This window comes from Janthinobacterium sp. SUN026, assembly GCF_030397625.1.
In the GTDB taxonomy this organism is placed as follows: Bacteria; Pseudomonadota; Gammaproteobacteria; order Burkholderiales; family Burkholderiaceae_D; genus Janthinobacterium; species Janthinobacterium kumbetense.
Genome location: NZ_JAPQNU010000009.1, coordinates 38,014 through 62,097, shown reverse-complemented (window position 1 = coordinate 62,097; position 24,084 = coordinate 38,014). Strand labels below are relative to the sequence as shown.

Annotated in this window: 19 protein-coding genes; 7 read left to right on the top strand and 12 right to left on the bottom strand. The window is 63.1% G+C overall.

The features are described 5' to 3' along the window. Positions 1–11 precede the first annotated feature (11 nt). The 3 genes from OX459_RS26695 to OX459_RS26685 all read left to right on the top strand — a co-directional run bounded on the left by OX459_RS26695 (position 12) and on the right by OX459_RS26685 (position 2,477). The gene (locus OX459_RS26695) at positions 12–404 is read left to right on the top strand and encodes a hypothetical protein (RefSeq protein ID WP_289907267.1); all 393 of its coding nucleotides are present in this window, start codon (positions 12–14) and stop codon (positions 402–404) included. Between the two features lie 63 nt (positions 405–467). After that, entirely contained in the window at positions 468–983 is a 516-nt protein-coding gene (locus tag OX459_RS26690) for a DUF2844 domain-containing protein (protein WP_289907266.1), read from the top strand. A 33-nt stretch (positions 984–1,016) separates the two neighbouring features. Continuing rightward, positions 1,017–2,477 (top strand): DUF3443 family protein, encoded by a 1,461-nt coding sequence (locus OX459_RS26685; RefSeq protein WP_289907264.1) that lies wholly within the window; start codon positions 1,017–1,019, stop codon positions 2,475–2,477. A 47-nt stretch (positions 2,478–2,524) separates the two neighbouring features. Here OX459_RS26685 and OX459_RS26680 read toward each other — a convergent pair whose 3' ends face one another. Then, complete coding sequence (locus OX459_RS26680; RefSeq protein WP_289907263.1) at positions 2,525–3,637, bottom strand: NADH:flavin oxidoreductase/NADH oxidase; 1,113 nt, start codon at positions 3,635–3,637, stop codon at positions 2,525–2,527. A gap of 163 nt (positions 3,638–3,800) precedes the next feature. Here OX459_RS26680 and OX459_RS26675 point away from each other — a divergent pair, with 163 nt between their 5' ends. Continuing rightward, on the top strand, positions 3,801–4,373 hold the full coding sequence (locus OX459_RS26675) for a glycine zipper 2TM domain-containing protein (RefSeq protein WP_289907261.1): 573 nt from the start codon (positions 3,801–3,803) through the stop codon (positions 4,371–4,373). Positions 4,374–4,492: 119 nt separating this feature from the next. Here OX459_RS26675 and OX459_RS26670 read toward each other — a convergent pair whose 3' ends face one another. From OX459_RS26670 to OX459_RS26625, 10 genes are all read right to left on the bottom strand, one after another. Beyond that, a complete protein-coding gene (locus OX459_RS26670) occupies positions 4,493–5,002 on the bottom strand; it encodes a DUF1993 domain-containing protein (protein ID WP_289907259.1) in 510 nt (169 codons plus the stop codon). 109 nt (positions 5,003–5,111) lie between these two features. Continuing rightward, entirely contained in the window at positions 5,112–6,086 is a 975-nt protein-coding gene (locus tag OX459_RS26665; protein ID WP_289907258.1) for a DUF2167 domain-containing protein, read from the bottom strand. A gap of 148 nt (positions 6,087–6,234) precedes the next feature. Beyond that, a complete protein-coding gene (locus OX459_RS26660; RefSeq protein WP_289907257.1) occupies positions 6,235–7,266 on the bottom strand; it encodes a succinylglutamate desuccinylase in 1,032 nt (343 codons plus the stop codon). Then, positions 7,266–11,993: an NAD-glutamate dehydrogenase domain-containing protein gene (locus OX459_RS26655; protein WP_289907256.1), complete on the bottom strand. Its 4,728-nt coding sequence runs from the start codon at positions 11,991–11,993 to the stop codon at positions 7,266–7,268. Before OX459_RS26655 ends, OX459_RS26660 begins: the two co-directional genes overlap by 1 nt. A gap of 153 nt (positions 11,994–12,146) precedes the next feature. After that, a complete protein-coding gene (gene astB / locus OX459_RS26650) occupies positions 12,147–13,487 on the bottom strand; it encodes an N-succinylarginine dihydrolase (RefSeq protein WP_289907255.1) in 1,341 nt (446 codons plus the stop codon). Between the two features lie 9 nt (positions 13,488–13,496). Continuing rightward, positions 13,497–14,987 (bottom strand): succinylglutamate-semialdehyde dehydrogenase, encoded by a 1,491-nt coding sequence (gene astD, locus OX459_RS26645; protein WP_289907253.1) that lies wholly within the window; start codon positions 14,985–14,987, stop codon positions 13,497–13,499. After that, positions 14,980–16,032: an arginine N-succinyltransferase gene (gene astA / locus OX459_RS26640; RefSeq protein WP_289907251.1), complete on the bottom strand. Its 1,053-nt coding sequence runs from the start codon at positions 16,030–16,032 to the stop codon at positions 14,980–14,982. The genes astD and astA overlap by 8 nt, the downstream gene beginning before the upstream one ends. A 13-nt stretch (positions 16,033–16,045) precedes the next feature. Next, positions 16,046–17,077, bottom strand: a complete 1,032-nt coding sequence (locus OX459_RS26635) for an arginine N-succinyltransferase (protein WP_289907250.1) — start codon at positions 17,075–17,077, stop codon at positions 16,046–16,048. 94 nt (positions 17,078–17,171) lie between these two features. Further along, positions 17,172–18,413 carry an acetylornithine/succinylornithine family transaminase gene (astC, locus tag OX459_RS26630; RefSeq protein WP_289907249.1) on the bottom strand — a complete coding sequence of 414 codons (1,242 nt, stop codon included), beginning with the start codon at positions 18,411–18,413 and terminating at the stop codon, positions 17,172–17,174. Positions 18,414–18,554: 141 nt separating this feature from the next. Then, entirely contained in the window at positions 18,555–19,499 is a 945-nt protein-coding gene (locus OX459_RS26625) for a helix-turn-helix domain-containing protein (protein WP_289907246.1), read from the bottom strand. A 132-nt stretch (positions 19,500–19,631) separates the two neighbouring features. Here OX459_RS26625 and OX459_RS26620 point away from each other — a divergent pair, with 132 nt between their 5' ends. The 3 genes from OX459_RS26620 (at position 19,632) to OX459_RS26610 (ending at position 21,446) form a co-directional block, all read left to right on the top strand. Next, positions 19,632–20,066 carry a MarR family transcriptional regulator gene (locus OX459_RS26620; protein WP_171985117.1) on the top strand — a complete coding sequence of 145 codons (435 nt, stop codon included), beginning with the start codon at positions 19,632–19,634 and terminating at the stop codon, positions 20,064–20,066. A gap of 45 nt (positions 20,067–20,111) precedes the next feature. Further along, complete coding sequence (locus OX459_RS26615) at positions 20,112–20,396, top strand: hypothetical protein (protein ID WP_070220679.1); 285 nt, start codon at positions 20,112–20,114, stop codon at positions 20,394–20,396. A 201-nt stretch (positions 20,397–20,597) separates the two neighbouring features. Then, positions 20,598–21,446: an HDOD domain-containing protein gene (locus OX459_RS26610; protein ID WP_046684532.1), complete on the top strand. Its 849-nt coding sequence runs from the start codon at positions 20,598–20,600 to the stop codon at positions 21,444–21,446. A 476-nt stretch (positions 21,447–21,922) separates the two neighbouring features. Here the strand turns inward: OX459_RS26610 and OX459_RS26605 are convergent, their stop codons facing one another. Continuing rightward, positions 21,923–24,058, bottom strand: coding sequence for a peptidase domain-containing ABC transporter (locus OX459_RS26605; protein ID WP_289907245.1), 2,136 nt, complete (start codon positions 24,056–24,058; stop codon positions 21,923–21,925). Positions 24,059–24,084: the final 26 nt, after the last annotated feature.

Genomic DNA, 24,084 nt, shown 5'->3' with positions numbered 1-24,084 from the left:
CGGCAGTATCAATGGCGCATGTCGAAGTGTCCGGAATGAATAGTGGAAGAAACCGGAGTTTAGCAGAAGATGAAAGCTATTGCCCGATGCGGGCCACGTGGAATTTTTGTCATATCGATCAGCATTTGTCGCACAGATTCAATCTTATTCTCCACGGCTGCGGTATTTTTCATCTTGTCGCAAAGCAAGAATTTCATCGTCGGCCCATCGCAGCGGTGGAACCCGATGCTGGAGCGGCATTCGATGGCAAGACGATGTTATGCGCGAGCCATGCAATGGCTTCGCAGCAGGACTTTTCTTATAAACATGTTTCCTTGAGGAAACTTCCAATAGAGACGCCTTTCCTGAATCCGCGCAAGGATGCAAGCGGAAAAGAGGGGCGATTATTTATGATTAGCAAATGAAGAGGTGTCGGTATGTTTAATTATCCACGTAGTGGCCCGGCGCGGCGCACAAACCAGTTGGCGATGGCAGCCGCTTCGTCGCCTGCGCTGCCTGCCATGCGTCCCGCCATCCTGGCATGCCTGCTGGGTATTTTCTCCCCTGCTGCCCAGGCAGGCCTGGGCGACATCATCTCGCCGGCCCAAGGGCCCGTTGCCGACGCCAGGGCCATGCATGCGCGCTCCTTTTCAACCGTCCTGGACGCATCGGCCTCGACGAGTTTGCCGTATTCCAGCCACAGGATCGTCCTGCCCGATGGCGGTGTCGCCACGGAGTTTGCGGATGCCGGCGGCTTCGTATTCGCCGTGTCGTGGGCCGCCCCGACCATGCCTGACCTGGCATCCCTGCTGGGCGCCTACAAACCCTCCCTCGATCGCGCCCAGGTCGCCCAGCGTTCGTCGGGGATTCGTTCGCCGCGCCTGCTCAATGCCACCGCCGGCGACTGGACCATCGTTTCAAGCGGACACCTGCGCGCCTATTCGGGCTACTCCTACCTGAGTTCCCGGCTGCCGGCAGGCTTCGACCTGGCGACACTGCGCTAAGCGCCTCTCCCAATTCACCCCCTCAAGGATTCCATGAAAACGCCCCCCTTCGCGCACCGCTTCCGCCTGCCATTGATGTCCGCGGCATTTGCCCTGTTCGCCACCCTCGCCCTGAGCGCCTGCGGCGGCGGGTCCGGCTCGTCAACCCCTCCTCCCGTGCAGACTAACCCGCCCGTGACCCCGCCCGTGGTGGCGCCTCCCGTCGTCAGCCCGCCTGTGGTGGTGGAGCCTCCGGTCGTCACCAATCCGCCCGTCACCCCCGTCGATCCGCCGATCATCATCAAGCCTCCGGAAAACAAGCCCGGCGGCTCGCCGTTGAATCCGGTCGCCGCCGTCATCGGCGACGACAATGTCGCGCCTATCTATGTCGATGCCGGTCCTGCAAACGGCAACGGCAACACGCCGAACGCGATCTTTGTCGATGTCAAAATTTGCGCTCCGGGCAACACCAACAACTGCGCCGTCATCGACCATGTCCTGGTTGACACCGGCTCGGTCGGACTGCGCGTGTTTGCCGCCGACATGCCCTCCCAGCTGCTGGGCAGCCTGGCCAGTGCCACTTCAGGCGGTGAACCGTTGGGCCAGTGCATTTCCTTCATTTCCGGCACCACCTGGGGCAGCGTCCGCAAGGCCGACATCCGCATGGGCGGCACCAATCAAGGCGGCAAGCTGGCCACCAACATGGCCATCCAGATCATCGCCGATCCGGGTGCCAAATTTGCCAGCATCCCTGCATCGTGCCAAACCCAGGGCACCATGCTGAAAACGGCTGCGGACGTGGGCGCCAAGGGCATCATTGGCGTGGGCTTGTTCGCGCAAGACTGCGGCTCCGCGTGCACGGTCTTTGCCGCGCCCGTCTACTACGCGTGCTCCTCGGTTCCATGCCGCCAAATTCCAGTGCCGCTGGCGGACCAGGTTGGCAATCCCCTCACGGGCTTTGGGGCCGACAACAATGGCAACATCATCATCTTGCCCCCCTTGTCGAACCACGTTGCCGAGCGCGCCGAGGGCATGCTGATCTTCGGCCTGGGAACCCGCTCGAACAATGCCCTGCCAGCGGGCAGCTCGGTACTGGGCGCCACCAATCTCGGCTACTTTTCGTCGGACTTCAATGGCCGTACCTTGAGCAACAGCTTCATCGACAGCGGCTCGAGTATTAACTTCTTCCCGGCTGGCGGCAACTTCATCTCCTGCAGTGGAGCAATCTCCTCCTTCTTCTGCCCCGGCGGCACCCTGTCGCTCACGGCCTCGAACACTGGCCGCGCTGGCACGGTCTCGAGCGTCTCCATCCTCACCGTGGACGCATCGGCCGCGTTCACCGCGCATCCGACCGCCCATGCGTTCGAGGGCTTGGCCGGCGCCGTGGGCGCGCCTTACCTGACCTTGAACATGGGGGCGAGCTTCTTCTTTGGCCGCTCGGTTGGCATGCTGATCGATGGCCGCTCCGCAGTGGGGGTGAGCGCCACGGGACCCGCCTTTACGCATACGCCTTAGCCCTCCAGCCGCCGGCCGCCAGCGGAAGACGCTCCCGGCCGGGACTCCTAGCGCTGGCCCAGGGTCGTGTCGCCGAACAGGTGCTTGTACTCGCGCGGCTGCGAGCGCCAGTACTGCGGTGGCGCCTGCACTTGCGCGCCCAGCTGGGCCGCCGCATGCCAGGGCCAGCGCGGATCGAACAGGATGGCGCGCGCCAGCGCCACCATGTCGGATTGACCTTGCGCAATGATGTCTTCCGCCTGCTGCGCTTCCGTGATCAAGCCCACGCTGATGGTGGGCAAGCCGCTGTCGCGCTTGATGCGCTCGGCAAACGCCACCTGATAGCCGGGACTCACGGGAATTTGCTGCTGTGGCGAAATGCCACCGCTGGAGACGTGGATGAAGTCGGCGCCCAGCTGCTTGAGTTCCTGCGCGAAGCGCACGCTTTGCTCAATTTCCCAACCGCCCTCGACCCAGTCGGTGGCGGAAAGGCGCACGCCTACGGCCACGCTGTCGGGCACGGCGGCGCGCACGGCTTCATACACTTCCAGCGGAAAACGCATGCGGTTTTCCAGGCTGCCGCCATACACGTCGGTACGGTGATTGGACAGGGGCGACAGGAACTGGTGCAGCAGATAACCGTGCGCCGCATGCAGTTCGATGCCTTCGATGCCGAGCGCATGCACGCGCTGGGCGGCCGCGACAAACGCGCCCTTGATCTGCAACAAACCCATCTCATCGAGGGCGATCGGCACGGTTTCGCCGGGAGAGTGGGCGATGGCGGACGGCGCCACCGTTTGCCAGCCGCCCTCGGCCAGGTGCACGCAGGCGCCGCCCTGCCAGGGCGCGCGGCTCGACGCCTTGCGTCCTGCGTGACCCAGTTGCACCACCAGCGGAATCGGCGCGTGGCGGCGGATCGCCTGCACCACGTTGGCCAGCGCCGCCTGGTTCGCATCCGACCACAGGCCCAGGTCTTCGGCCGAGATGCGTCCCTCGGGCGAGACGGCCGTCGCTTCCGTCATCAGCAAGCCCGCCCCGGACAGGGCCAGGTGGCCCAGGTGGATCATGTGCCAGTCGGTGGCGTTGCCGTTGTCGGCCGAGTACTGGCACATGGGCGCGATGGCGATACGGTTGGCCACGAGCAGCGGCCCCAGTGCATATGGCGTGAATAACTGGCTCATGGCGGACTCCGGAAAGGGGAATGCACCGATTCTACTGTGCTTTGGAAAGCGCGGCTTACACCTGCTTACGTTTGATACAGCGCAAGGGCTAGCCTTGGGCCGACGCGACCGTTAATCTGGACACATCAACAACAGCGCAACACCTTGCCACCCAGGAGAACACATGAACACGACGACTACCGCCAGCCGCATCCACCCCTTGATGGCCGGCGCCGCCATTTCCGTGACCGTCCTGTGCCTGGTGGGCGCGGCGTCCATCGCCGGCATCCTGCCCAATTCGCGGGCCAATGTGCCTGCCACGCCAGCCATCCCTGCCGACGTGGCCGCCATGACGCCGGCCAGCGCCGCGGCCCTGGCAGCGCCCGTGACGGCCCCGCTCGCCGCGCCTGTCGTGGCGCAAGCCGCCCCGGCACCAGCCCCGGCTCCCGTCGTGCACAAGCGCGTCGTGCACCACACGCAAGTGGCGCAGGCGCGTCCTGCCTACAACGATAACAATGATGGCTACCGCGACACGGCTTACCGTGAACCCGTACGCCAGCCGCAGCCAGTGCCTGCACCGGCGCCGGCACAACCGAACTACGTGGGCATCGGCACGGGCGCCGTCATCGGCGGCTTGATCGGCAATCAGGTCGGTGGCGGTCGCGGCAAGGCGCTGGCGACGGTGGCCGGCGTGATCGGCGGCGGCATGCTGGGCAACGCGGTGCAGAATCAGGTTCAGCAGCAGCCACAGCGATAAAAAACCTGCTAAAACCTGCTGCGCGTCGCGCTTTGCGGCCTGCGATGCTCACTGTGCTTCAGCACAGTTGCGCTTCTCGGCCACAAATCATCGCCGCTCGCGACGGTTTTTCAGGCCTGTCAATCGTAAGGACCAAGATAGTCGAGCTTGCCCACGGCCACGCCATTGTTTCTGAGGATGGCGTGGACCATGGAGACGTGGAAATAAAAATTCGGCAAGGCAAAACTGAGCAGGTAATTGTCTCCCGAGAATTTTTTCCCCTCGTCGGTCCAGTTCAGCACGACTTCCTTCTGTGCGCTACCCGCCATCTGGCCCGCATTCACGCTGTCGATGTAGGCGATGGTGTTGGCGATGCGCTCCTGCAGCTGCTCGAACGACGCTTCGTTATCCTCGAACTTCGGCGCCGGTACGCCGCTCAGGCGTTCGACCGACATCTTCGACGTATCGCTGGCGCGCTGCACCTGCGCCGTCAGATCCAGCATGTCGGGCGCCAGCTGCGCGCCCAATAAAATCTCGGGCACGATGCCATCTTCCTCCACATGGGCTTGCGCCTTTTCCAGCAAGGACGAAACGACCCGCAAGCCGCGGATGAAGACGGGAATGGTTGCCTGATACATGGACACGGACATGGCGGACTCCTGAGAATGAACGATGAGCCAGTGTACCCGAGGCGCCGTCTTCCGGCAGCGCGCACCATGCCACTCCTGTGCGCCAGCGCACCGAGCGGCCCAGTTGCCCTTACTTGTCCAGGTTCACCTTGCCATCCGGCGCATGGCCGGGCTGTTCCGCCGCTTCCGGCTGCAGTGCTGGCTGCGGCGCCGGCTTGTCCTTGCGCTTGCCGCTGAAGAACCGGACGATGGCAGCGCCGCCGCCCACCACGGCCAGGATCAGCACTTTCTTGAAGGCCAGCAACAGCGCCAGCAGTTTGCCAAACAGGCCCAGCTTGCTGGCCACGCCGCCCGCCACCAGCGCCGCCAGGCCATATTCGGCCACCTTGTCCGTCTTGCTGTCGAAATCCGTGTAGCGGTTACCCTCGGTAAATTCCGTGAACGCCGTCACTTGCTGCATCTCTTTCTTGATCGCCTCGATCTGCTGCATGCTGGCGATCGCGTTCAGGTTCAGCACGCCTTCGCGGCCCAGCACGCGCACGTTGTAGTTGAGCGAGTGCTCGCCGCCATCGACCATCAAGTCCTTGGCCCAGTACAGCTTGTGCGTATCCTTGGCATAGCTGGGTTTTTCCGCCCAGCCCATCAAATGGATGCCGGGATAGCCCTGCTTCTTGCGCTCCGCATTGTTTTCCAGCACGGACGCCTGCATATCCTTGAGCAATTCGTCGTACTTGATGCTGTCCGCATCGTCATCCTTGATATGCCCTTCCTTTTCATACGTGACGATGACACCCCAGCTGTCACGCTCGAGCACGCTGGTCTTGGCGGGCACGATCATGCCCAGCGATACCATGCCCGGTGGATTGCCCCAGGCATCGACCAGCACGCGCTCGGCGTCCGTCGGCGACAGATAACGGAAGTTGGCGGGCAAATCCAGGGTAGCGATGCCGCCCGGCAAGGTGATCTTGCCGCGCTGCAGGTGCAACTGGGCGAGGAATTGCTCGGCCGTCATTTCCGGCGCAGAAGCCTTCTCATCGGCGGGGGCGGCAGCCGTCAGGCCGGAGAGGGTCAGGCACAGCAGGGCTGTCAGCAGGCGTTTCAACATGAACGGTCCAATAAATTGCAAAAGGGGAAATATTTTAAACCAGTTGATTGCCTAATGGATAATTATTTCTGTGCGGCATCTTTTTGGCAAAAAAAGCGCCAGGCGGGTTTCCCCGGCCGGCGCCTGATGCTGCGTGATGGCGGGACGATCAGGAGGTACGCACCACCATCAAGCCCGCGCGCAAGCCCACGCGCACGTCCGGGTTCGGAAACACCACCAGCTCTTCCGCATGCTGCACCGTGTAGACATGGTCGCCATCGCTGGCGATCACGGCGTGCTGCGGCAGGGACGTGAAATTCTGCGTGCTGCGATCGAACGCCATGCGGAATTCATCGCTGTGCTTGATGATTTCCTGCGCCACCTTGAACACGTGCGGTTGCGCCTTGACGGGCTGCGCAGGCAAGCCGCGCAGCAAGCCATCGAGCGCCCGCGACACATCGTCGAACAGGGACAAATCGTTCTGCCCCAGGGTACCCACGCGGCCCAGTTCCACCGTGCTGGCGGCCGCGCCGAAATGCTCGGCCGAGTAATAACTGTAGGTGCCGGCCGACTGCGGGTTCATGATGATGGCGCCGATAGCCGCCTGGCCCAGCCAATCGATCAGCTGTGCCTTGGCGTCGTCGGCCACCAGGTCGGGCACGATGGCAAACGTGGGGTACACGGAAGGCCGGATGGCCGTGTGCAAGTCCAGGTGCCAGCGCACGGGGCCCGCCGCGTCAAAGAACGCTTTTGTCGCAGCGATCATTTCATCGGCGCGCGCGCTTTCCGCCGCTTGCGCCAAACTCCCCCGCACGGGGCGGAACATGCGATTCAGGTCGGCGTCGATGAAACGCTTGCCGGCCCGGATCGCATCGACATTGCCCACGCAAACGAGCAGGTCGACGGCCAGCGTCGACGCATCGCGCGACAGGGCGTCAAGCAGATGCGCCAGCACTTCGATCGGCCCCGTTTCGTCGCCATGCACGCCCACCGAGACGGCCACGCTGGCGCGTCCCGCATCGGCCTGCGGCTTGACGACTTGCAGCATGCCGGGCGCCGGCAAGGCCACCGTGAAACCGGCGTTGGCGAACAGCTGCGCCACGCCGCTGAAATCGGCCTGCGCCAGCGCCTGCACGGCTGGCGGCAAGCCGCCAGCGCCCGCTACTACCTGGGTTACTACCTGCGTTACTGCTTGCGTCATTACACCGCCGCTTCCGCTGTGGGTTTCGCCGTGATTTTATTCACGGCTTCCGACAAGGTCCACACGTCCAGCATGGCTTGCTCCAGTTCCGTCGCCGCCACATACGCCGACAGGCCCAGCGCGCCCGTCACGGCATCGACAGCCTGGCCTGCATTGCCTTGCTCTGCGCGCGCCAGCACCTGCGTCAGCAGACGCTGTTGCGTGCGGCGCAGCGCTTGCTGCGCGTAGTTGCGCAACTGCTCCTGCGACTTGCCTTGCGCGGCCAGCTTCAAGCCACGCTCGAGCGTGCCGATACCCGCCTGGCTGCGCAGGGCCAGGCCCACTTGCAGGAAGGCCGCCAGGTCCATCGCCGCAGGACGCGGCACGGACAGGGCCGGGAACAGGAAGCCGGCGACGACTTCCAGCGCATCGACCGCATCCCACGCCTGCACGAAGGCTGGCGTCAAGCCCGGCACCAGTGCGGCTTCCGACTTGATGCCGACGGCTTTCAGCAGGTCGCGCTTCGATTCCGCGCCAAACAGGCGCGTGAGTTCGGCCAGGCCGGCGCCGCGCAACTGTTCGGCAGGCACCGACAGCACGCCGGCGATCATCGTTTGCTGCAGCACGCGCGTTTGCGCGTCGACCTTGATCGACACGTCGCGTGGGATCGTCAGCGCGTCCGCATCGAGCGCGTCGAACACGGGCGCCAGGTTCAGCGCCACCCAAGCCTGGCCCCAGGCCAGGATCACGCTGGACTCGTCCACGCCGTGCTCCGCCGCCAGGTTGCGGATCATCAGCGGACCGCAGCGGTTGATCACTTCATTGGCCAGCACGGTCGCCAGGATGGCATTGGCCAGCGGGTGGTCGAGCGCCGAACGGGTTTCCACCAGCAAGGATGGGAAGTACGGTTTCAGGACTGGCTCGGCCCAGGTTTCACCGGTCAACGGCAGGCTTGAGAGGATGCGCTTGAAGCGGTTCTTCACGTTGGCGATCACCACGGCCAGTTCCGGCGTGGTCAAGCCACGGCCGTCGGCCTTGCGACGCGCCAGTTCGGCCACCGACGGCAGTTGCTCCAGTTCGCGCGACAGGGCGCCCTCTTCTTCCAGGCTGGCGATCAGCGCGGCATAGCCATCCTGCACGGCGCTTTCGCTTTGCGCCTGCAATTCGCGCACCAGCAAATGCGTCTGCTGCGTGTTGTCGCGCAAGACCAGGCGCTCGACGTCGTCCGTCATCGCATACAGCTCGCGATTGCGGTCGGCTTCCGTCAGCTTGCCCGCATTGACTTCCACGTCCAGCCAGATTTTCACGTTGACTTCATGGTCCGAGCAATCCACGCCGGCCGAATTGTCGATCGCATCGGTGAAGATGCGCCCGCCCGTCAGTGCAAACTCGATACGGCCGGCCTGGGTCGCACCCAGGTTGCCGCCTTCGGCCACGACTTTCACGCGCAGCTCATTGCCGCTGACGCGGATATGGTCATTCGCGCGGTCCTTCACCTGTGCGTGCGTCTCGGTGGAAGCCTTGATATAGGTACCGATGCCGCCGTTGTAGAACAGGTCCACGGGCGACTTCAGGATGCGGTGCATCAGTTCTTCCGGCGGCAGCGAGGTTTCGGCGATATCGAGTGCGGCGCGGATTTGCGGCGACAGTTCGATCGTGCGGGCGGAGCGCGGATACACGCCGCCGCCTGTCGAGATCAAGTCCTTGTTGTAGTCATCCCACGAGGAACGCGGCAAGGCGAACAGGCGCGCGCGCTCATCGAACGAGACTGCGACGTCCGGTGTCGGGTCGAGGAAGATGTGACGGTGGTCGAACGCGGCCACCAGTTTCAGCTGGCGCGACAGCAGCACGCCATTGCCGAACACGTCGCCCGACATGTCGCCCACGCCGACCATGGTGATCGAGGTGGTATTGAGGTCGTGGTCCATTTCATAGAAGTGGCGCTTCACGGCTTCGAATGCGCCTTTTGCCGTGATGCCCAGTTTCTTGTGGTCGTAGCCGTTCGAGCCGCCCGAAGCGAACGCGTCGCCAAGCCAGAAACCGCGCTGCACGGCGATGCCGTTGGCGATGTCCGAGAACGTGGCCGTGCCCTTGTCGGCGGCCACCACCAGGTAAGGATCGGCTTCATCGAAGCACACTGTGTCGACCGGCGGCACGATATTGCCAAGCGAGCGGTTGTCCGTCACTTCCAGCAGGCTGGAAATGAACAGGCGGTAGACGGCTTCGCCTTCGGCCGCGATGGTTTCACGCACGGCGTCCTTCGGCATCATCTTGCAGACAAAACCGCCCTTCGCGCCAGCCGGCACGATGACGGCATTCTTCACCATCTGCGCCTTGACCAGGCCCAACACTTCCGTGCGGTAGTCTTCCATGCGGTCGGACCAGCGCAAGCCGCCACGGGCGACAGGGCCGCCGCGCAGATGCACGCCTTCGAAGCGGCGCGAGAAGACAAAAATCTCGCGGTAAGGACGCGGTTCCGGCACCAGCGCCAGGCTGCTGGTGTCGAACTTGAAGATGATCTTGTCGCCGGCTTGATTGTTCTGGAAGTAGCTGGTGCGTAGCGTGGCGCTGATCAAGTCGGCCAGCGCTCCGAGGATTTCCTCGGTGTCCGCATGGTTCACGGAAGGCAGGCCGGCCTTGATGGTAGCGATGGCCTCCAGGGCTAGCGCGTGCTGCGCGTCGGACAGCGCCGGATCGAAGCGCTGCAGGAAAGCGTCGACCAGGGCTTTGACCTGGGCCGGCTGCTTGCGCAGGCTTTCGGCAATGTAGCGCACCGAGAAGCGGCTGCCCGTCTGGCGCCAGTAGCTGGTGTAGGCGCGCACCAGTTGCACTTCACGCGTCGACAAGCCGCCTTCGATGACCAGGCCATTCAGACGGCCATCTTCGGCCGTGTCGTTGAACAGGGCGGCAAACAATTCCTGCGCCACGGCGACGACCGATGGCTGCGCCAGTTTCGCCGCGCTGGCGGCATCGACCGTCAGGCTGGTGACGAAATAGCGCGTGCCGTCGAACAGCGAAACCGAATACGCCTGTTCGCGGTCGATGGCCACGCCCGCGTTGTGCAGGGCCGGCAGGATGGTCGACAGCGGCGGCACCTTGTTGGCCGAGTACAAACGGATGGTGGTAACGGTGCCCGTCTCGATGCGCACGGCCACGTGTGCCGGGTCGGTATTGCGCAGGATGGTGTCGAGGTCGCGGAAGGCGATGGCCGGCGCGGTGGCGGCCACGTAATCGAGCGGCAAAGTAGCGCACAGTTTACGCAGGCTGGTGCGCAGTGCCACGTCGGGCACGGCGTCGGCCACGGCCGCAAAACCGTTATGCCAGCCATCGAGCACGCCCAGCAACGGCTGTTCGATATCCGTTTCCAGGTCCAGCGGGTAGCGGGCGGCGTGGGCGATCAGGTAGACGCGCGCCAGGGGGCCGTCGGCCACCAGGGTCTGCGTGCTCACATGCGTGGCGCCGGAACTGGCTTGCAGGGCTTTTGCGAGGCTCGATGCCACGCTGGCGCTGTAGCGCTCACGCGGCAGGTAGACCAGCACGTTCAGGTGGCGCGCATACACGTCGCGGCGCGCGAAGACCTTGGTACGCGGCTGCTTGTACAGCGAGACGACGGCGCCGCACACTTGCGCCAGCCAATCGAGGTCCGCTTCCAGCGCTTCCGTGCGCGGCAAGGATTCGAGGATTTCGCGGAATTTCTCGGCGCGGAAGCCTTGCTGGCGCACGCCTGCCAGGCTCAAAACCTTGGCCACGCGGCCGCGCGCAAACGGCAGCGCCGCCAGCGGGGTAGAATTGCCGGCGCGGGTGAACAGGCCGACGAAGCAATGCTCGCCCAGGATCGCGCCTTGCGCATCCATGTCGCGCACGCCGATGAAGTCCAGCTGCTGGTCGCGGTGCAAGGTGCCCGCCACGTCGGCCTTGACGATGGACAGCGCCGAGTCGCGCTTGGCCAGGGTGTCGAAGTCGCCCGGGATGTTCGCCAGGCAGGTGCCGTACACGGGGTGCGCCGTATCCTGCAGCACGCCGACGCGGCTCGGAATGTCGCGTTCGAGTTCGCGCACGCCCGGCTTGACGCGGTAATAGGCGTAGCCAAACACTTCAAAGCCGCCGCTGCGTGCCCATTCCAGGAAGGCGGCCACTTCCGCGCCTTCTTCGCCATGCTGCGATGCGGCCGTGGCGACGGCGGCCAGGCGCTCGCTCATGGCAGCGGCATCGCGGCGCACGATGGCGGCGTCACGCGCCACCATGTCAATGGCGGCGACCAGCGCGGCCAGGGCTTGCGGCGCCAGCTCTTCGTCGAGCAGCACCAGCACGTACGATTCGAGCGGGTCGCCCGACTGGCGCACCGCTTCCACGCTGCCGTCGGCGGCGCGGCGCACGGGCAGCACGGTGTTCATCACACCGCGCACGGCCAGGTGCTGGCGGCGCATGGCCATGACGATGGAGTCGACCAGATAGGGCATGTCTTCGTTCAGGATCAGCAAGGCGCTCGCCATGCCGCCACGGCCATCCGCATAGCGCAGGGTGGCGATCTGGCAGCCGTTGCCGGTACGCTTGGCCGCTTGTGTGAAGCCGTCGACCAGCACGGGCGCCAGGCTGTCGGGCGCGATGTCGGCCAGGTCTTCGGCGTCGAGCGAGTCGAGCCATGCCTGCACCAGTTGCACGACAGGCGCTGCCGCCTTGCCTGCATTGCCAGCCGCGTTAATCAGCTCCAGCGTTTGTGTACGCAAATCTTGTGGCGTGTGATTCATCTTGCATCTCCATTACGGTAATGTGAATGTCCAACGCTGTCGTTCGGGCTTGTGGCTGGGCGGCAGCGGTGTCAAGAGACGGGGGTCGCCCGTCCAATTCTGTCTGTGCTACGGATAGTCTGTCTCGGATTTTTTCTGTGTATTGTCTATCGCCTACAAATCGTACAATCCCGGTAAGTTGAGGATGATCGTCAATTCTTCAAGCGCCGCATGCACTTCCAGCGCCAGTTGCGGATCGGCCAGGTCGCCCGGCTCCAGATGGTCGCGGTAGTGTTTTTCCACCCACTGCACCAGCCGATGGTACAGCGTTTCCGTCATGATCACGCCCTGGTGCATGGCGCGCGCTTCGGTTTCCGTCAGGGCCACGCGCAAACGCAGGCACGCAGGCCCACCGCCGTTGCGCATGCTCTGGCGCAGATCGAAATGTATCAGTTCATCGATGGGACCACCGCTGGCCACCAGGCCATCCAGGTAGCGCGACACGGCGCGGTTTTCCTGGCATTCCTGCGGTATCACCAGCGCCATCTTGCCGCCCTCTTTCGTCAATAGCTGGCTGTTGAACAGATAGCTGCTGACGGCGTCCGCGATCGGCACCTGGCCCGTGTCCACGCGCAGCGCCTGCAAATCGGCCCCCGTGGCGGCAACGCCGCGGTGCAGCTGCGACAGGCTTGCCTCTTCATCGGCAAACGCCTGCTCGTGATAGAACAGCACGTTGCCATTGCCGACGGCGATGACGTCGTTATGAAACACGCCCTGGTCGATCACGTCAGGATTCTGCTGCACGTACACGGTGCGCTTCGCATCCAAGCCATGCAGGCGCGCCACGGCTTGCGTCGCTTCCAGGGTCTGGCGCGCCGGGTAGCGCTTCGGCGACGGCGCGGAAGGGTCGAACTCCACGCGACCATACACGAACAGTTCAACCGATGGCGCGCCGTGGCTTGCGCCCAGGCGCGTGTGGTTGGCCGCACCCTCGTCGCCAAAGGCTGGCGTCGAAGGCAGCGCCTCGTGCACGGCGAAATGCTTGTCGTCGCTGAAAATGGCGCGCAGGCTGCGCGACGACTGCGCATGCTCGAAGGCGCGGTGCAGCTTGTTATTCAGGTTGGCGGCCGTGAAATGCACGCGGCCATCCTGCGTGTCGGCCGACGGACTGACCGTGGCGGCATTCGCCGTCCACATGGGCGAGGCGGAATATGCGCAAGCCAGGATAACGGGCGACTCCTTGTAGGCGCGCGCCAGCACTTCGGCATCCGTGCCCGTGAAACCGATGGAGCGCAGCAGGCGGAAATTCGGCCGGTCCTGCGGCGGCAGCAAGGCTTGCGCAAAGCCGCGCGCGGCCAGGGCGCGCATCTTGGCCAGGCCCTGCAAGGCGGCCTGCTTCGGATTCGAAGCGCTTTTCACATTGCTGAACGAGGCCACGTTGCCGAACGATAGTCCGGCATAGTTATGCGATGGCCCGACCAGGCCGTCAAAGTTGTATTCGCGCGTGCTGTGCATGGGATTTCCTTAAAAATTCAGGCCGGGCGACAGCTTGGCTGGCATTTCCAGCGCGCTGTTCTCGATCGAAGCGACCGGGTAGGCGCAGTAATCGGCCGCGTAATACGCGCTCGGACGGTGGTTGCCCGACTTGCCGATGCCGCCGAACGGCGCCGTGCTGGCCGCTCCCGTCGTCGGACGGTTCCAGTTGATGATGCCGGCGCGAGCGCGCGTTTGAAAAGTTTGCCACAGGGCCGGATCGTCGGACAAGAGCGCCGCGGCCAGGCCAAATTCGGTGGCGTTGGCCACCTTCAGGGCCGCATCGAAATCGGCCACGCGGATCACCTGCAGCAGTGGACCGAACCATTCCTCGTCGGGGATGCCGGCGGCATCGGTGACGTCGACGATACCTGCCGTGACAAAACCCGCCTGCGGATTGAGCTGGCGCATCTGCAGCAAGGTGGTGCCGCCCCTGGCGACCATATCCGCCTGCGCCTGTACCAGGCGCGCGGCCACGGCACTCGATACGACAGGGCCCATGAATGGCTGCGGCTGCGCGTCGGAAGCGCCGATGCCCAGTTTCGCGGCCACTTCCACCAGGCGCTCGACAAACGCAGCACCGGCGGCGTTGTCCTGCACCACCAGGCGGCGCGCACAGGTGCAGCGCTGGCCGGCGGAGACAAAGGCGGAGAAAATCGCGTGGTGCACGGCCGCGTCCACGTCCTTCACGTCCCACACGACGAGAGCATTGTTGCCGCCCATTTCCAGCGCCAGCATCTTGCCCGGCTGGCCGCCGAACTGGCGGTGCAGGCTGATGCCCGTCTGGCAGGAACCCGTAAACAGCACGCCGTCAAGGTGCGCATTGGCGCCCAACGCGACGCCCGTGTCGCGCCCGCCGTTGACGAGGTTGACGACGCCATCCGGCAAGCCGGCCTGCTGCCACAGCTGCACGGTTTTGACGGCCGTGCGCGGCGCATATTCGCTGGGCTTGAAGACGATGGTGTTACCGGCGATCAGGGCCGGCACGATGTGGCCATTCGGCAGGTGGCCGGGAAAATTGTACGGGCCGAAGACGCCGAACACGCCATGCGGACGGTGGCGCAGGACGGCGTCGCCGTCGGCGATCTTGCTTTGCGTGATGCCCGTGCGCGCGTTGTACGACTGCACCGAGATATCGATCTTGTTGGCCATGGTGGCCACTTCCGTGCGCGATTCCCACAGCGGTTTGCCCACTTCTTCCGAGATCAGCAGCGCCAGCGCTTCGGCGTGCTCCTTCAGCAGCTCGCGGAAGCGCACGCAGATGGCGATACGTTCCTCGACGGGCGTATCGGCCCACGCTTCGAACGCTGCGCGGGCGGACTGGCAAGCCTGCTCCACTTCGTTTTCCGTCGCTTCCAGGCTGGCCCAGGTCTGCTTGCCGTTCGACGGGTCGATGGTGAGCAGTTCGCGGCCCGTGCCTGGCAGCCAGGCGCCGTTGATGAAGTTCGATGCTGCGGTAGACGAATTAAATACGTTAGACATGGGGATGCTTCCTCGGGTTGAGTGACAAGGTGCGCACGGTGTCGCCGTGATGGCAACGCAGCAAATGCAGTTCATCGTCGTCCAGCGCAATCTTGCCGCTGTGCGGATTGGCGCTGGTGACGATCATGCGGAAATCTTTCAGGTCGGTATTCGACACCAGGTAAGGCTCGGCCTGGACGGCGTCGCCGCACACTTCAGGCGCAGCCTCGGCGTCGAGCACGGCCGGCATGCTGTCGCGCATGGCGCGCAGTTCGGACACGCGCGCCTGCAGCACGGGACCGGCGTCGAAAATGTCGACATAGCCCTCGAAGTGCAAGCCTTCCTGCTCCAGCAGGCGGCGCGCGGGCGCCGTGCTCAGATGCACCTTGCCGATGACTTCCTGCGCTTCGTCGGGCAGGTAGGCCACGTACATGGGCTGGCGGGGCATCAACTCGGCGATGAAGGATTTTTTGCCGAGGCTCGTCAAGTCGTCGACGTGGTGGAAATCCATCTTGAAGAAGTGGCGCCCCAGGCCCTCGTAGAATGGCGAGCTGCCGTCCGGCGCCTGGTAGCCGCGCATCTCCGCGATCAGCTTTTCCGTGAACAGGTGCGGGAACTGGGCGATGAAGAGGAAGCGGCTTTTCGACAGCAGCTTGCCGTTGTTGCCGCTGCGGTAATCGGGATGCAAAAACAGCGAGCACAGTTCCGTGCTGCCCGTCAGGTCGTTCGACAGGTACAAGGTTTCCATGCGCGTAAACACGTCAAGTTCGCGGCTGGAATGGACCAGGGTGCCGATGCGGTAGTTATAGAACGGTTCTTCCAGGCCCACAGCGCCCTTGATGGCGCACACGCCGGCCAGGCGGCCGGTATCCGTATCCTCCATGACAAACATGTAGTCGCGCTTTTCGGGCGGGATGGTTTCGGCGAACGAGGCGCAGGCGATGGCCAGGCGGTCGCCCAGCATTTTCATGTCCGGCTTGAGGGTGGTCATGCCGGTGCCGACCTGGCTGGCCAAGCCGTACAGGGCGGCCAGGTCAGAAGCGTTGATGGCGCGTACTACTAGCATAATGTTCTCTCGGTTAGATGCGCACGCAAATGACGCTGTCGCCTTCGGCCACGGCCAGCGCCTCGAGCAGCTCTGGCGGCAAGCCGACGGTGTCCTGCGCTTCGAGCGCATCGCAGGTAAAGGTGACGGCGCGGAAGTTGCGCTCCGCGCCCGAAGCGACCGCGTAATGCACTTTCAGGCCCGTGCGGCTGGGCGTGACGCCTGCGACGACGCGGCGCGTGAGCGAGCCCGTAAACGAGCGCAGCGCATGCTTGTGCGCCTGCAGGATCGGGCCGCCATCGAAGATGTCGATGTAATCGTCGGCTTCAAAGCCTTCTTCCGTCAGCAGGTTGAAAGCCAGTTCGCCGCTCGGGTGGATCTGGCCCATGGCCGCCTGCGCGTCGCCGGGCAGCAGCGGCACGTACACGGGGTAATGCGGCATCAGTTCGACGATCAGGGTGCGGTTACGCGCGCCGCCGATGACTTTTTCGGCATCGAGGAAATCCATCTGGAAGAATTTGCGGCCCAGCGCATCCCAGAACGGCGACTGGCCGTCGGCGTCCGTGATGCCGGCCAGCGGCACGAAGAAGCGGTCACCGAAACGGTGCGGCGCCAGCACGGCAAACAGCAGCCGCGCGCGCGACAGCAAGGCCGCTTCCAGGCCCGCCTGCTCCATGTTGCGCACATAGAAACCGGACAGCTGCGAATACGCCGTCAACTCCGAACACAGGGTCAGGGCATGCACGCTGTGGCTGATGTTCAGGTCGCGCGAGACTTGCTGGATGACGTCGTTGCGAAAGGAAAAATAGGTGCCGTTCGAGCCGGCCGAGGCGAAGATGGCGGCCGTGCCGGCGATGCTCTTGTCGAGCAGGGATTCAAGCACGAAGAGATACGATTCTTCGCTGGGGATGTCGACATGGGCGGCAAACGAGGCGATGGAGCGCTCGACGGAGGCGGCGATTTTTTCGCGCGTCCTCGGCAGGGTATGGACACCCGGCATGGTTACCGCGGCCAGCGCTTCGAGGGCTGTAATATCCGCAATTTCTACCGGACGGACAACATACATGGGTACTCCTTCAATGCTGACAATGCTGGGGTAGAACCAAGCCGGCCCGCAGCAAAGCGGCGGGCCGGTGATCACACAGGGAGCGAGGCTAGCCTCAGGCTTTCAGCATGCCGTCGATGGCGACGCGCAGCAGACGGCCCGCTTCGGCGATCTGTTCGTCCGAGACGATCAGGGCCGGCGCCAGACGCACCACGTCCATGCCGGCGATCAGCACCATCAAGCCTTGCGCTTCGGCCGCTTTCTGGATGTCTTTCGCGCGGCCCTTGAAGGCATCGCTGACTACCAGGCCCAGCAGCAAACCGCTGCCGCGCACGACGGAGAACACTTGCGGGTAATCCGTGATCAAGCCTTGCAGCATGGCGATGGTGTTGACGCTCGCTTCTTTCACGCGGGCCAGGAACGCCGGCGTGTTGATCGTTTCTAGCACGGTCAGGGCCACGGTGGCGGCCAGCGGGTTGCCGCCGTAAGTGGTGCCGTGGGTGCCGACGGCCAGGGTTTGCGCCAGTTCGTTCGTGGTCAGCATGGCGCCGATCGGGTAGCCGTTGCCCAGCGCCTTGGCGGCCGTCAGGATGTCCGGCGTGACGCCGTAGCCCATGTAGGCGAACAACGCGCCAGTGCGGCCCATGCCGCTCTGGACTTCGTCGAAAATCAGCAGGGCGCCCGTCTTGTCGCACAGGGCGCGCAGCTCCTTGAGGAATTCCGGATTGCCTGGCACCACGCCGCCTTCGCCTTGTACCGGCTCGACGATCACGGCGCACACGTCATCGCCGATGGCGGCGCGCGCCGCTTCGATGTCGTTGTAGGCGATGTGGTCGATCGACGGCGGCAGCGGCTCGAAGCCTTCCGTGTACTTGGCCTGGCCTCCGACGGAGACCGTAAACAGGGTGCGGCCGTGGAAGGAGCTGAAGCACGAGATGATGCGCGACTTGTGCGCGCCAAACTTGGTGTGCGCATACTTGCGCGCCAGTTTCAGGGCCGCTTCGTTGGCTTCCGCGCCGGAGTTGCAGAAGAAGGCGCGGTCGGCGAAGGTCGCTTCCGTCAAGGCCAGCGCCAGGCGCAGGACGGGCTCGTTGGTGTAGCCGTTGCCCAAATGCCACAAATTATTGATTTGCTTGGTCAACACGTCGACCAGGGCCGGATGGCAATGACCCAGGCTGTTGACGGCGATGCCGGAGGTGAAATCGAGGTAATGCTTGCCTGACTGGTCCCACAGATCCAGTCCGGAACCGCGCACGGGCACCATGGCAGCAGGGGCGTAGGTAGGAACGAGGACCTGGTCAAAGGTTTCCCGGGTGACTGGACGAGCCGTTACGGTCGAATCAAGCTTGGCATTCATAGCATTTCCCCATCAATATGTTAGGTACTCCGCAGCTACGACAGCTACGTGTGTACTGCATTATAAAAAGCGGGATGCTAAAACTCTTTTGAATCTGCGACAAGGATTTTCACAATTCATCACAGCTGCCTTGACGCGAGGCTAGGCCAGCGGCATCAGCTTGCGCTGCCGCTCTTCACGGGGGGTGTTGCCAAATAAAGTGCCAAACGCCGTGGAAAAGTGCGAACCGGAGGAAAAGCCGCACATCAGGCCAACTTGCACGATGGAATAATGTGTATCAAGCAATAATTGCCGCGAGCGCTGCAGGCGCAGCTCCAGGTAGTAGCGCGACGGCAGGCTGCCCAGGTATTGCTTGAACAGCCGCTCGAGCTGGCGCCGCGACAGGCCCACCAGGCTGGCGATGTCATCGGTCGACAGCGGTTCTTCGATATTGGCTTCCATCAAGGTCACCGCTTCGGACAATTTCGGCTGCAGCACGCCGAAACGCGCCTGCAGGGCCACGCGCTGGCGCTCTTCCTTGCCGCGCACCTTGTCCACGCACAACGCTTCCTTGACGAGCGCCTGCACGTCGGCGCCAAAGATGGTCTCGATCAGGGTCAGCGAAAAGTCGATGCTGGCCGCACCGCCGCAGCAGGTGACGTGCGGACCGTCGATATCGAACAAATGCGGCGTCAAGATGGCCCGTTCGGCCTTCGCTTCCGCATCGGCATACAAGGCCCAGGGCAGGGCGATGCGCACGCCATCCATGACGCCTGCGTCGGCCAGCCACAGCACGGCAGCACCCACGCCGCCCCAGAATGGCGCCGAGCGGCAGCGCTCGATCACGGCCCGGCACAGCTCGGCGCGCAGCGGCGCTTCCGTTTCATCGGCCACCAGCAATGCGATATGCCAGTTGCCGCCCTGCGCGGCCACCTGTTCCGGCGTGCGCACGTCCAGCTGCAGGGCCTCCGGTCCCACCGCCCGCGCGCACAGGCGCAGCGGCTGCACCAGGCCTGCCCAGGTAATCGATTCGGCATCGCCGGCATGCACCAGCAGCAAACGCAGCGGTTTGTCGAGGCCGATACGGGAAAGATTAGCGAAGGACATCGGCGAGGCGGGCCAGGGGGCAAGGGCTGAGTTGCCCACATGATACCGGACTTCCGCCCGATCGAGCCCCTCATGCAAGGGCACATCCTGGCGCTGCGGAAAAAAGCGGGGCGGAAGGATATAATCCCCCCCATGGGTGAACGATATTTAAAAAGTATCCGGCTGCTGGCCGAATGCATGCAAGGCTTCGAGCGGTTTTCTGGCGACTTCGTGCGCCAATACGGCTTGACGCATGCGCAATTCGACATCATCGCCACGCTCGGCAACACCTGTGGCATGTCCTACAAGGAACTGGGCCAGAAAACCCTGATCACCAAGGGTACCTTGACGGGCGTGGTGGATCGGCTGGAACAAAAGGGGCTGGTGATCCGCGAACGTTGTCCACGCGACAAGCGTTCCTATTACGTGCGCCTGAGCTGCGCGGGCGAACAGGTGTTCCATGACGTGTTCCCCAAGCTGACAAAGCAGGGCCAGCACCTGTTCGACGGCTATACCGAAGACGATTTCATGCGGTTGGAAACCACCCTGGCGGGATTGAAACACGCCATCGCCAACGGCCACGGCTGACCATTCACCAAGCACAGACATTCAAACAAGACAAAGGAAACCAAGTTGAAAACCACACTGCTCGAAGGCAAAAAGCCCGCTCATTTCGATAAACACATCATCGGCAACCTGCTGCTCAACGCCAGCACGCCGGAACTGGTGCGCCAGGAAAAACTGATCATCGGCGTGCGCAACGAAGACGGCGAAATCTACCGCCTGATCGGCGCCACCAAGCACAACAGCTTCATGAACGCCGTCGAGGAATTGTTCGACCTGGGCCTGACGGATGAACTGGAAGACAGCGACGAGCTGGTTGAAGGCTGTGACGCCATCTTCAGCGAAGCTCTGTAGCAGCGCTTTCGACAGGACCTGCTGCGCGATGGTCCTGTCCAGCGCTGTGACGAACGCTGTCGTTAAAAAAAGGCATGCCACCGATACAGGGGCATGCCTTTTTTCGTTTACGGGGCAGTTGCTTGCCTTTTGCTAAGCTGTTTGCGAAAAGATCATGGTTAAAAAGTTCCGCACGGAAATATTGCGAGTATAATTTTTTCAATGAACAGACTCGACGCCTTTAAAAGCATCGCCGCACAAGCCGCTCGTGGCGAGCTGACCTTTCCTGCCAATGTGGACGCTTCGCTCAAGCTGCAAGAGGCGCTGGCCGATCCCGACTGCCATATCGAAGCCGCAGCCAAGCTGGTGCAGGCTGACCCGCTGCTGGCAGCGCGTACGGTGGCCATCGCCAATTCCGTGGCGTTCAACCGTTCCGGCAATGAAATCACCAGCGTGCGCAACGCCGTGCAACGGCTCGGCGTGCGTACCCTGCAGTCGGTGGTGGCATCGCTGATCGTGCGCCAGCTGGGCAGCACCATCACCGATCCAGTGCTGCAAGCGAAGGCCAACCAGTTGTGGGAGCATACGGCGCATGTGGCGGCCCTGTCGCAGGTACTGGCCCGCCGCGTCACCAAGGTGGACCCCGATACGGCCCTGTTTGCCGGCATCATGCATGAAGTGGGCGGGTTCTATCTGCTGTCGCGCGCGGCCGAATTCCCCGGCATCCTCGACGGCGAACCGGAAGACTGGGTCGAACATGGCGAACAAGCGATCGGCCATGGCGTCCTGACCAAACTGAAGGTGCCGGAAGCGGTGATGGGCGCCATCGATGCGCTGTGGGAAGGCTTGCGCGCCATTCCGCCCGAATCGCTGGGCGACACCCTGCTGCTGGCGAATGACCTGGCGCCCGTCTCGTCGCCCCTCAACGAAAGCCCGGCCGCCATCGCCGTGCGGGCCGCCCGCGCCGCGCGCAGCATCGATTGCCTGATCGGCGACGATGCGACCTTGTCGAGCATCATGGAAGAATCGGACGATGAAGTGCAGTCGCTGCTGAAGGTGCTCGTGCACTAGGCATGGTTCAGCGGGCATGGCCGATGCCTACTGGCTGAGTTCCCGCCCCATCTGGCTACCCATGCCTGGCTCATGCAGTTCATGGGCATAGCCTTATTTCTCTCTACCGCATCACGTTTTTACCATATTCCCGAACCATCTCTTGGCGGCTTATCCGATATTAAAGATAAAAATCCGAAAAAGAGACAAACAATAATCTATGGACAACATGGTACTTATTGGATAGGAAACGTTCTATTCAATGGTTCCATTACTTCCCCCCCTGAAAAAAATTAATCAAGCATAGGAAAATATTTAACCTTCCTTTTTTGAATCACCCCTGGAAAGTAAAATATACAATGGGGATATTGGCCAATCAGACTTCATAGTGCGTTTTTCAATTCACTGCATCGGCCAGGATGTTTCATCGGCCACCTCCAGCAAGCCAACTTGAATATAATGGAACACCAGCTCCCTGTTTTACCCGACAACGTCGGCTATGCAGCTTCTTGAACCTGCTGCATCACGTCCTGAACGATGACTCCCTGCTGCAATACCACCACCCGCTGCGCCATGGCGATGGTTTCCGGGCGGTGTGCAACGATCACGCGCGTGAGCTGGATTTTCTGGATCGCGGCATTCACCGCTTGCTCGTTGCGCGTGTCCAGGTGGCTGGTCGCTTCGTCGAGCACCAGCAGCTTCGGATTCTTGTACAGGGCGCGCGCCAGCAGGATGCGCTGTTTCTGGCCACCGGACAGGCCGCTGCCGATATCGCCCACCAGGGTATTGAAGGCCATCGGCATGGCGGCGATTTCCGCATGCACGGCCGCCAGGTGCGCACAGGCCTGCACCTGCTGGTAATTGGGGGAAGGGGCAAAGAAGCTGATGTTGTCGGCGATCGAGCCGGCGAACAGGGTGTCTTCCTGCATGACCGTGCCCAGCAATTGCCGGTAATTCGTCAAGCCCAGGCTGCCCAGCTGGATGCCGCCGATGAGGATTTCGCCTTCCGTCGGTTCCAGCAAACCCAGCAGCAGCTTCATCAGGGTCGTCTTGCCGCAGCCGGACGGGCCCGTGACGGCGATGCACTGGCCGGCGGGAATGCTCAGATTGAGGCCGTTCAAGACATTTGGTTCGCTGGCGGCATAGCGGAACGTGAGGTTGCGGATCTCGATCGATGGCGAGATATCGTTCATGTCGACCTCGACGTCGCTGCCATCGGTTTCCGCGTCGGTCAGGACGATGTCGGCCACGCGCTCGCCATGCAGGCGCAGCATGCGCAGCTCAAAGAGTTTATCGACCAGGCTGGCCATGCGCTGGCTGAACTGGTCCTTGTAGCTGATGAACGCGAACAGCATACCCACCGAAAAGCGGTTGTCCAGCACGGCCAGCGCCGCCATCCAGATGACGATCACCCTTTCGGCGCTGAACAGCAAGGTATTGGCCGTCTGGTAAGACACCGATAACTTGGCGATGCGCAGGTCGGCGTTGAACTGGTCGGCCAGCGCGTTGGTCCAGCTGGCGCGGCGCTCTTCATTGCGGCCGAACAGGCGGATGCTCTGGATGCCGCGCACGGATTCCAGGAAGTGCGTCTGCTGCCGGGCCGCATGGATGATCTGTTCGGCCGTCGCTTCGCGCATGGCATTGAACAAGGCCCAGCGCAGCAACACATACAGCAGCACGGCGATGCAGGCCACGCCCGCCAGCAGCGGGCTGTAGACCAGCATCATGCCCAGGGTGGCCAGCACGAGCACGCCATCGATGGCGCCTTCGACGAATTGCGTCGTCAGGCTGCGCTGCATGGTCTGGATGGAATTGAAGCGCGAGACGATGTCGCCCGTGTGGCGCTTCTCGAAGTACGGCAGCGGCAACTTGAGCAAATGGGCAAAGGCATTCCCCAGCCATTGCAGATTCAAATTCGTGGCCAGTACCGTGGTGATCCAGGAACGCACGGCGCCGATGGCCGTCTGCACCAGCACCAGCAACAGAAAGCCGCAACCGAGCACGGTGATCAGATCGCGGTCGGCGGCCAGCAGCGCCTCGTCGACCAGCCACTGCATGTAGAACGGCGCCACCAGCGCGCACACCTGCAAGGCCAGGCCCAGCACCAGCAATTGCAGCAAGCCGCGCTTCAGGCCCACCACGCGTCCCATCAGCGACAGCAGGGAAAACTGCTGCTTTTCCTCGACCTTCTTGAACTCGGCGGTGGGCGTCAGTTCCAGCGCCACGCCCGTAAAGTGTTTCGCCACTTCCGCCAGCGGCAGGCGGCGCTCGCCCACGGCCGGGTCGTGGATCACCACATGGCTGCCGGAGACGGACTTGAGCACGACAAAATGGTTCAAATCCCAATGCAGGATGGCGGGCAGTTTCAGCTCGGGCAAATGCTGCATGTCGAGTTTCAACGGTCGTGTATGCAGGGCCAGGCCCTGCGCCATCGCCATCAGCCCTTTTAACGTGACGCCCTTGAGGGAGACGGAAAAGCGCCGGCGCATGCTGGAAATGTCGGTCTGGTGGCCCCAGTAGCTGGCCACCATGCACAAGCAGGCCAGGCCGCATTCGGCCGCTTCCGTTTGCAGCAGGACGGGCAGGCGCTGGCTGCGCCAGAAGGACAGGTGGGCGAGATCAGGGAGGTGCATGAGTATTGTGGAAAATCAATATGAGG

Excerpts from the sequence above, each read along its gene's own strand:
- OX459_RS26695 (WP_289907267.1), top strand. The coding sequence starts at position 12 with ATGGCGCATGTCGAAGTGTCCGGAATGAATAGTGGAAGAAACCGGAGT.
- OX459_RS26690 (WP_289907266.1), top strand. The coding sequence starts at position 468 with ATGGCAGCCGCTTCGTCGCCTGCGCTGCCTGCCATGCGTCCCGCCATC.
- OX459_RS26685 (WP_289907264.1), top strand. The coding sequence starts at position 1,017 with ATGAAAACGCCCCCCTTCGCGCACCGCTTCCGCCTGCCATTGATGTCC.
- OX459_RS26680 (WP_289907263.1), bottom strand. The coding sequence starts at position 3,637 with ATGAGCCAGTTATTCACGCCATATGCACTGGGGCCGCTGCTCGTGGCC.
- OX459_RS26675 (WP_289907261.1), top strand. The coding sequence starts at position 3,801 with ATGAACACGACGACTACCGCCAGCCGCATCCACCCCTTGATGGCCGGC.
- OX459_RS26670 (WP_289907259.1), bottom strand. The coding sequence starts at position 5,002 with ATGTCCGTGTCCATGTATCAGGCAACCATTCCCGTCTTCATCCGCGGC.
- OX459_RS26665 (WP_289907258.1), bottom strand. The coding sequence starts at position 6,086 with ATGTTGAAACGCCTGCTGACAGCCCTGCTGTGCCTGACCCTCTCCGGC.
- OX459_RS26660 (WP_289907257.1), bottom strand. The coding sequence starts at position 7,266 with ATGACGCAAGCAGTAACGCAGGTAGTAACCCAGGTAGTAGCGGGCGCT.
- OX459_RS26655 (WP_289907256.1), bottom strand. The coding sequence starts at position 11,993 with ATGAATCACACGCCACAAGATTTGCGTACACAAACGCTGGAGCTGATT.
- astB (WP_289907255.1), bottom strand. The coding sequence starts at position 13,487 with ATGCACAGCACGCGCGAATACAACTTTGACGGCCTGGTCGGGCCATCG.
- astD (WP_289907253.1), bottom strand. The coding sequence starts at position 14,987 with ATGTCTAACGTATTTAATTCGTCTACCGCAGCATCGAACTTCATCAAC.
- astA (WP_289907251.1), bottom strand. The coding sequence starts at position 16,032 with ATGCTAGTAGTACGCGCCATCAACGCTTCTGACCTGGCCGCCCTGTAC.
- OX459_RS26635 (WP_289907250.1), bottom strand. The coding sequence starts at position 17,077 with ATGTATGTTGTCCGTCCGGTAGAAATTGCGGATATTACAGCCCTCGAA.
- astC (WP_289907249.1), bottom strand. The coding sequence starts at position 18,413 with ATGAATGCCAAGCTTGATTCGACCGTAACGGCTCGTCCAGTCACCCGG.
- OX459_RS26625 (WP_289907246.1), bottom strand. The coding sequence starts at position 19,499 with ATGTCCTTCGCTAATCTTTCCCGTATCGGCCTCGACAAACCGCTGCGT.
- OX459_RS26620 (WP_171985117.1), top strand. The coding sequence starts at position 19,632 with ATGGGTGAACGATATTTAAAAAGTATCCGGCTGCTGGCCGAATGCATG.
- OX459_RS26610 (WP_046684532.1), top strand. The coding sequence starts at position 20,598 with ATGAACAGACTCGACGCCTTTAAAAGCATCGCCGCACAAGCCGCTCGT.
- OX459_RS26605 (WP_289907245.1), bottom strand. The coding sequence starts at position 24,058 with ATGCACCTCCCTGATCTCGCCCACCTGTCCTTCTGGCGCAGCCAGCGC.